This window comes from Streptomyces sp. DH24 (assembly GCF_029813775.1).
GTDB lineage: Bacteria > Actinomycetota > Actinomycetes > Streptomycetales > Streptomycetaceae > Streptomyces.
Genome location: NZ_JARVKW010000006.1, coordinates 259951 through 267589, shown reverse-complemented (window position 1 = coordinate 267589; position 7639 = coordinate 259951). Strand labels below are relative to the sequence as shown.

The window sequence follows — 7639 nt, the reverse complement described above, 5'->3', positions numbered from 1 at the left end:
CCCGCGAACCGGCACCACCCCTGAACCCGAGCCGCAACGAGCCACGGGCAGGCACCCAAACTCAGACCCTCAGGCGCACCCGCATCCCACCACAACCGCACCCACCCGCACCCGCACCCGCACCCACCCCCCCACCCACAACCGCACCCCCCGCCCCCCCCCGCGGCCCCCCTTCCGTCACCCGTGCGGCGCGGCCGTCACGCGTACAGCGTGATGTCCTTGACCGCGGCGAACCCGAGACCGTACGCGCTCATCCCGCGCCCGTAGGCCCCCACGTGCACCCCGGCCCCGGTGGAGCCGGCCAGCACCCACCCGAACTCGGACTCGCGGTAGTGGAACGGCGTCGGCACCCCGTCCACCGGCAGCGTCAGCGTCGACCACTCGGGCCCCTCCAGGTCGTCCGCGAGGGCCCACGCCGTCTCGGTCTGCTGCTCCAGCCAGTCGTCCCGCAGGGTGTGGTCCACCTGGCCGGGCCAGGTGCAGGTGAGCAGCCCCACGCCCGCGAGCCAGGCCGCCGAGGACACCGACGTGGCCTCCAGCACGCCCGTGCCGTCGGCGCTGCGCCGTACGGGGTTGGCGGCGACGGTGACGACCACCGCGAACTTCTCCTTGGCGTCCTGGTCACCGCCCGCCATGTGCTCGTTGCGCACCGAGGGTTCGTCGCCGTGCCCGATCGAACCGTGCTCCACGGCCCCGTCGGCGGCGGTACCGACCTGCATCAGCCGGCGCGGCCCGGTGAAGGCCTCGTCGAGGCCGTACCACGGGAAGGGCGCGCGCAGGAAGTCGTCGACCGTGCGCCGGGCGGAGGCGGCCCGTTGTCCGTCCTCCGCGGCCGGCGCCTGCGCGACTGCCCTACTCGTCGTCTCCATGTGCCGGACGCCTCCTCGCTCTAGTTCGGACCGGCCGGCCCGCCCCCCTTCGGGCGTACTCGTCCGGTCCGCACAACAACTCGGCAGCATATCCACACCCGTGCACACAGCTCGGAAACCGCCCGTCGCGCGGGTCACCCGCGCGACGGCCGCGCGCCGTGCTCACGACACGAAAGGGCTGGACGGGGGGTGTGCGGCAGGTGACGCGTATGAGACGCGTCACGTACGGGCGAGGGTGAACCTCTCCCCCGTACGGCCCAGGTGGCGCCGGCGACGGATCAGGTGGCGTCCGCGTCGAAGGGCGGGCGCTCGTCGCGCCGGGGCTCCTCGGGCTTCTTGGCCATGTCGACGCGGCCGCCCGACGACGCCGGCGTGCCCGTCGCGGAGGAGGAGTCGGTGTCGCGGCCGTGCACGGCGTCCGTGACCTCGGCCATCTCCTTCTTCAGGTCGAAGCCGTTGCGGATCTCCTTCAGCCCCAGTTCGTCGTTGTCCAACTGCTTGCGGATGAACGTCTTGGGGTTGAGGTCCTCGAACTCGAAGTCCTTGAACTCGGGGCCCAGTTCCTGCCGGATGTCCTGCTTGGCGCTCTCCGAGAACTCCCGGACCTTCCGGACCGTCCGCATCACGTCCTGGATGACCTTGGGGAGCTTGTCCGGACCGAAGACGAGCACGGCGAGGACGACGATCGTCACCAGCTCGAGCGGTCCTATGTCATTGAACACCTGAAGCTCCTTGCGATGTCCTCGGTCCTCGGCCCTCGGTGGTCTGTGCGGGTCTTCCGTGGTCCGGGCCGGATCCACGGTACCCGCCGACCCCGCTCCACCGGTACCGCCCCGTGACGTCCGCGTGCGTGTATGCGCTCGGTTTTCGCATTGTTCGCCTGAACGATCCCGTTACGTGCCTGGTGGAACGGGGATGCGGGGCCCGGCGTGGGCCCCGCGTGCCACGCGGCCGGTCTCAGTCGCCCTGCGAGGAGCCGAGGACGAGGGAGATCGTCCGCTTCTCGCCGCCGCGCGTCAGGGTCAGTTCGAGACGGTCGCCGGGGCGGTGGGCGCGGGTCTTGACGATCAGCTCCTCACCGGAGTGGACGCGCTGCCCGTCGACCTCGGTGATGACGTCGCCGGCCTTGATCCCCGCCTTGGCGCCGGGACCGCCCGGGGTGACCGCCGGGCCGCCGTCGTTGCCCTTGGTACCGACGCGGGCGCCGTCGCCGCTGTAGTTCATGTCGAGCGTGATGCCGATGACGGGATGCGTCGCCCTGCCGGTGTTGATCAGTTCCTCGGCGACGCGCTTGCCCTGGTTGATCGGTATGGCGAAGCCGAGGCCTATCGAGCCGGACTGGCCGCCCTCCAGCTCGGCGCCGCTGTCGGCGGAGCGGATGGCGGAGTTGATGCCGATGACGCGGCCCTGGGCGTCGAGCAGCGGCCCGCCGGAGTTGCCCGGGTTGATGGGCGCGTCGGTCTGCAGCGCGTCCACGTACGAGACGTCGCTGCCGTCGCCCTTCTCGCCGCCCGCCGTGATGGGGCGCTGCTTGGCGCTGATGATCCCGGAGGTGACCGTGCCGGCCAGGTCGAAGGGCGCGCCGATGGCGACGACGGGGTCGCCGACGCGCACGTTGTCCGAGTTGCCGAGGGGCATCGGGGTGAGGCCCTTGACGCCGCTGACCCGCACGACGGCGAGGTCGTAGCCGCTGTCCCGGCCCACGACCCTGGCCCTGGCGGTGTCGCCGCTGTGGAACGTCACCGTTATCTCGCCGTCGGACCCGGCGGGCTCGACGACGTGGTTGTTGGTGAGGATGTGGCCGCGGTCGTCGAGGACGAAGCCGGTGCCGGTGCCCTGTTCGCCGCCGCCGCTGACGTGCAGCGTGACGACGCCGGGGAGGGCGCGGGCGGCGATCCCGGCCACGCTGTCGGGCGCCCGCCCGGAGGCCTCCTTGCCGGCCTGCGGCAGTTCGACGCCTCCGACGCCGCCGTTGCGTTCGAGGTAGGCGCCGACGACACCGCCGACGCCGCCGGAAACGAGCGCGACCAGCAGGATGCCGCCGAGCACCACCCTGCGCCCGCGCCGGCGCCGCTGCTCACGGCTCGGCACGGCGGCACCGGTCTGCTGCAGCACCCCGGCGCCGGCGGAAGCGGCCCAGGGGTCGTAACGCCGCCAGGGGTCGGGAGTGGCCTCCTGGGGCGCGGGAAGGGCGCCGGGGGCCGGTGAGGCGGCGGCGTGGGGCGCCTGGGGCTGGGGCGCGGGAGCGGCGGTCCCGTGGGCCGGCACGGGCGCCGGGTGCGGAGCCGGCGCCGCCGGACCGGGTCCGCCCTGACTCGGCAGCACGGCCGTCCCGGGCCCGGGTGCGGGCGCCGTGGGCTGGACCGGCGGCGGCACTGGCGTCCCTGGCTGGGGTGCGGGCGCAGTGTGCTGAACCGGCGGCGGCACGGCCGTCCCGGGGCTGGGTGCGGGCAACGTGGGCTGGACCGGCGGCACGGGCGACCCCGGCGCGGGTGCGGGCGCAGTGTGCTGGACCGGCGGCACGGGCGCCCCCGGCTGCGTCGCCACGGCCGTTCCGTGCGCCGGCGTGGTCGCCGGGTGCTGCACGGGCGGCGCGGGGGCCCAGGGCCCCGGCTCGCCGTACGGCGGGGTGCTGTACGGGTCCGGGTCGTGCAGCGGCTTGGGCCGCTCGTCTGCGGGGCTCAGGGGGGCGTGGGGGGCTGTGTGGGGGGCGGCGGTGTCAGGGCCGGTGCTGAGGCCGGTCGGGTCTCCGGTGAGGGGGGCGGAAGCGGCGGGTGCACTGGGGTCTCCGGCGACGGCGACGGCGACGGACGCGGTGGCGGAGGCGGACGCGGCGCGTGCCTCGGGGGTCGCCGTCCTCTCCGAGCTCTCAGCCCTCTCGGACACTTCGGCCGCCTCGGAGACCCCGGATACCTCGGACACCTCAGCAGCCTCGGCCGCCTCCGAGTCGGCCCCGGCGTCAGCCGTTGCCGGACGCTCCAGCTCATAGTCGCCGTCGGCGTCCGCACCCGCCTCGGACCGGTGTCCCGGCCCCGCCCCACCGGTGGCGCCGACCGACCCCGCCCCCTCCGACCGGTGCCCCGCCGACCGGTGCCCCGCGTCGTCGGTGGCTCCGGCGGCCTCCGACCCGGTTCGGTGTTCCGGCTCGACGGTGGCGGCGGCGCAGCTAGGTTCCGGGTGTCGCGGGTCGAAGTCCGCCCCCGCGTCGTCCGCGTGTGACCCCGTGGGGGTCGTGCCCGGCGTCAGCGGCCCGTGTGTCTCCGGCTGCCCCGGCACGCTTCCCGACGCCTCCTGCTGCCCAGCAGGGCCCTGTGTGGGCTTCCCCTCGTTCATGCTCTCCCCCCGCTGGCCGCGGCACGGCTCGTCGGCGGTGGCCGCGGTTCGTCGACTCCGCGCCCGGCACGCTGGCGGGGGCGCGGCCCACCCCGGATTCAATCAGGTTCGTGGGCCGGCGCGCAGACGCCGGGGAAGCGGAGTCCGGGGCGGCGGGCCCTGCGGACGTGTGGGCGGGCGTGGGCCGGGCAGGGCCGGCCGCGCCGAGCAGGAGCCGTTGCCCGGCCGCGGCCTGGTGTGCGGGACGAGTGCCGGTGGCCCGCTAGGGAAGGTGGTGGGAGGACGGGGACGGCACCGGCGTGGGGGCCGAGGTGGCGTCGGGGACGGTCGCGGCGAGCAGACCGGAGGGCGTGGGCCACGACGTCAGGGTGACCGGCGGGGTCGCGGACAGCGGACGTATCAGCGGGGACAGGACAGCCGCGCCTGCCTCGACAGGTGTGGTCAGCGGAAGCAGGTGCTGCCGGACCGCGGCCGGGGACGGCAGACCACCGGGCAGCAGCGGCGCGGACACCGCGGTCGGCGCGGCCGGGGTCTCGCCGAGCGCCTGCTGACCGCCCTGGGCGAGCACCGGTCCCGCCGTGCGGCGGCGCTGGGACTCGGGGGTGCCCGTGGCTCCCGTGCCCTGGGTGCGCAGCGGAGTGACGTTGCTGCCGGAGCCGCCGCGCGCCTCGGACGTGTCCGCCGTCGTGCCCGTGGTGACCCCGCCGAGCGCGATCGCGGCCAGCGACACGGCCCCGGCGGCGACGAACGCGAACCGCAGCCCGCGCGACGCGGGCCGGTCGGAGTCGTGGCGGCCGACGTCGTGGATGCGGAAGCCGCGGCCCGGGGAGGGCGGCAGCACCGCGGCGTGGGACGCGGCGGGGGCGTAACCGAACGGGAAGCGGTCGTCCCGCTTCACTCCGAAGGCCCCGGACGCCCCCAACCGGCCGGGCAGGCCGCCGAAGCCACCGTCGCCCAGGCGCGGGGAACCGCCGTCCGTGTCGCCGCCCGGCAGCCCCTGGAGGCGGGCCAGCAGGCTCTCGGAGGGCGGCGGCGGGGCCGTCTCCGCGAAGACGTTCTTCAGCCGGCGCTGCTCGTCCACCTCCGCCTTGCACTTCGGGCAGGTGGCGACGTGCGCCAGTACGCGCTCGCGCGCGTCATGACCGAGCTCACCGTCCACCAGGGCGGCGAGTCGGTCTCCCAGATGCTGTTCCGCGAGGTGTCCCTCGACAGGTTTCGGCCGTGACCCGCTCACGTGCTCGCGCCCCCTCCTCCCAGTGCCGGCACGCGGGCCATGAAGGAGCGGCGTTCGGCCCGGGCCTCCGGCGAGCGGTGCGCGAGGGCCTTGCGCAGCTGGGAGCGCCCGCGGTGGATCCGGGAGCGCACCGTGCCGAGCTTGACGCCGAGGGTCGCGGCGATCTCCTCGTACGACAGCCCTTCGATGTCGCACAGCACGACCGCGGCACGGAACTCGGGGGCGAGCGTGTCGAGGGCCTGCTGCACGTCCGCGTCGAAGTGCGCGTCGTTGAAGATCTGCTGCGGGTTGGGCTCCCGGCTGGGCAGCCGCTCGGCCGCGTCCTCGCCGAGCGCGTCGAAACGGATGCGCTGCTTGCGGCGGACCATGTCCAGGAACAGGTTCGTGGTGATGCGGTGCAGCCAGCCCTCGAAGGTCCCCGGCGTGTACGTCGACAGGGAACGGAAGACGCGGACGAAGACCTCCTGGGTGAGGTCCTCGGCGTCGTGCTGGTTGCCCGTGAGGCGGTAGGCGAGGCGGTAGACCCGACCACTGTGCGTGCTGACGATCTCCTCCCACGTGGGCGGAGTCCACGCCGACCCGTCCGCGTCGGTGGAGAACGTCGCGGTCTGCGGGTGATCAGCGGCGTGGCTGTGGTCAGCAGCGGTGTCGTTCACGGATCTCGGCCTGCCCGCCGATCCGAGGAAGCGCCGCAGCGCTCCTCTCCGATCCACAGGCGCAGCCGCACCTCCCCTGTCGGCTCTGGTGGTGTCCAGTGGAGCCCCTACCATAGCCACCTCGCCCGTTAGCTCCGGATAAGCGGTTTTACGAGAAATTGATCTCGGCTGGCACGGCTCGTACGGCTGCGTCAGCACTTGCTCGTCGTCCTGGTCCACCCGTCACCCCCCGTCACGGCATCCGCCACTCGCTCATCCCTTTAAACGACCGGTCCCATCTGCGGGTTCCCGGCGCCAACGGATACAGTCACGCCCAGGCAACCACGGGGACAGGAGAGGGTCATTAGCGGCAACCGGCAGACGAGCTGGGCGTTCGCCGACGCCTATGTCGCCGAGGACGACGCGCTGCACTGGGCCCGCGACCGGGCCCGTGAGGCAGGGCTGCGCTCGGTGTCGCCCAGCACGGGCTCCGCGCTGCGGTTGCTCGCCGCCGCCGTGGACGCGAAGGCCGTCGCCGAGATCGGGACGGGCTGCGGCGTGTCCGGGATTCATCTGCTGCACGGCATGCGGCCGGACGGGGTCCTCACCACGGTCGACCCGGAGCCGGAACACCAGCAGTTCGCCCGCCAGGCCTTCCGGGCCGCCGGCTTCGCCAGCAACCGGGCCCGTTTCATCCCCGGCCGCGCCCTGGACGTGCTGCCGCGGCTCGCGGACGCCGGGTACGACCTCGTGTTCTGCGACGGCGACCGGCTCGAGTACCTCGACTACCTCGCTGAATCGTTGCGTCTGCTGCGCCCCGGTGGACTGGTCGTTTTCGAGGGCGTCTTCGCCAACGGCCGGACCGTGGACTCGGGGCCCCAGCCGACCGAGGTGCTGCGGCTGCGCGAGGTGCTGCGTACGGTACGCGAGAGCCAGGAACTCGTGCCGTCGGTGCTGCCGGTGGGCGACGGCCTGCTGTGCGCGGTGAAGCGCTGAGGCCCACCCGGCCCGGCACCGGGCAGGCACCCGGCCGCTCGGAACAGTACTGAGCCGGAACGGGAATCTCCTCCTCACCGAGAAACCCGCACCGCGCCGAAAGTCCCTCGCCCGTGTCGAGAAGCACGCCGTTTCGCCGGGAATTCCCGGGAAAACAGCGGCCCCGGCACCGCACGCGGCGCCGGGGCACTGAAAGGGTATGGTCGCTTGCGCGTCAGCCGACGACCTTCTTGAGAGCGTCGCCGAGCGCGTCGGCCTCGTCCGGGGTCAGCTCGACGACGAGCCGACCGCCGCCTTCGAGCGGAACGCGCATGACGATGCCCCGCCCCTCCTTGGTCACCTCGAGCGGGCCGTCACCCGTCCGCGGCTTCATGGCCGCCATGCTCGTTCCCCTTCCTGAAACCAGCTCATCGTCAAAGCCGACGGCCCCCTGAAGGGCACGCACGGTCCGGAACGGGCACGCGCGCGACACCGGCATCGAACACATTGCTTCCCAGCCATTATCCCGCATCGCAGGACCCGATGACCAACATCGGTCGGCATCGCTTGGGCAACGCACGCGAGCAAAACCA

At 73.7% G+C, this 7639-nt stretch carries 7 protein-coding genes; 1 reads left to right on the top strand and 6 read right to left on the bottom strand.

Going from position 1 to position 7639, the window contains the following annotated elements:
• Positions 1-197: 197 nt before the first annotated feature.
• From QC282_RS07530 to sigE, 5 genes are all read right to left on the bottom strand, one after another.
• Positions 198-869 carry a hypothetical protein gene (locus QC282_RS07530; RefSeq protein WP_279548428.1) on the bottom strand — a complete coding sequence of 224 codons (672 nt, stop codon included), beginning with the start codon at positions 867-869 and terminating at the stop codon, positions 198-200.
• A 278-nt stretch (positions 870-1147) separates the two neighbouring features.
• Entirely contained in the window at positions 1148-1591 is a 444-nt protein-coding gene (locus QC282_RS07525) for a sec-independent translocase (RefSeq protein ID WP_279548427.1), read from the bottom strand.
• Between the two features lie 235 nt (positions 1592-1826).
• A complete protein-coding gene (locus QC282_RS07520; RefSeq protein WP_279548445.1) occupies positions 1827-3851 on the bottom strand; it encodes a S1C family serine protease in 2025 nt (674 codons plus the stop codon).
• Positions 3852-4464: 613 nt separating this feature from the next.
• The gene (locus tag QC282_RS07515; RefSeq protein WP_279548426.1) at positions 4465-5436 is read right to left on the bottom strand and encodes an anti-sigma factor; all 972 of its coding nucleotides are present in this window, start codon (positions 5434-5436) and stop codon (positions 4465-4467) included.
• Positions 5433-6206: an RNA polymerase sigma factor SigE gene (sigE, locus tag QC282_RS07510; protein WP_279548425.1), complete on the bottom strand. Its 774-nt coding sequence runs from the start codon at positions 6204-6206 to the stop codon at positions 5433-5435. The genes QC282_RS07515 and sigE overlap by 4 nt, the downstream gene beginning before the upstream one ends.
• Before the next feature lie 162 nt (positions 6207-6368).
• Between sigE and QC282_RS07505 the strand changes: the two genes are divergently transcribed.
• Positions 6369-7067, top strand: a complete 699-nt coding sequence (locus QC282_RS07505) for an O-methyltransferase (protein ID WP_279548444.1) — start codon at positions 6369-6371, stop codon at positions 7065-7067.
• A gap of 214 nt (positions 7068-7281) precedes the next feature.
• Here the strand turns inward: QC282_RS07505 and QC282_RS07500 are convergent, their stop codons facing one another.
• Entirely contained in the window at positions 7282-7449 is a 168-nt protein-coding gene (locus QC282_RS07500; protein WP_003966491.1) for a DUF3117 domain-containing protein, read from the bottom strand.
• Between the last annotated feature and the right edge of the window lie 190 nt (positions 7450-7639).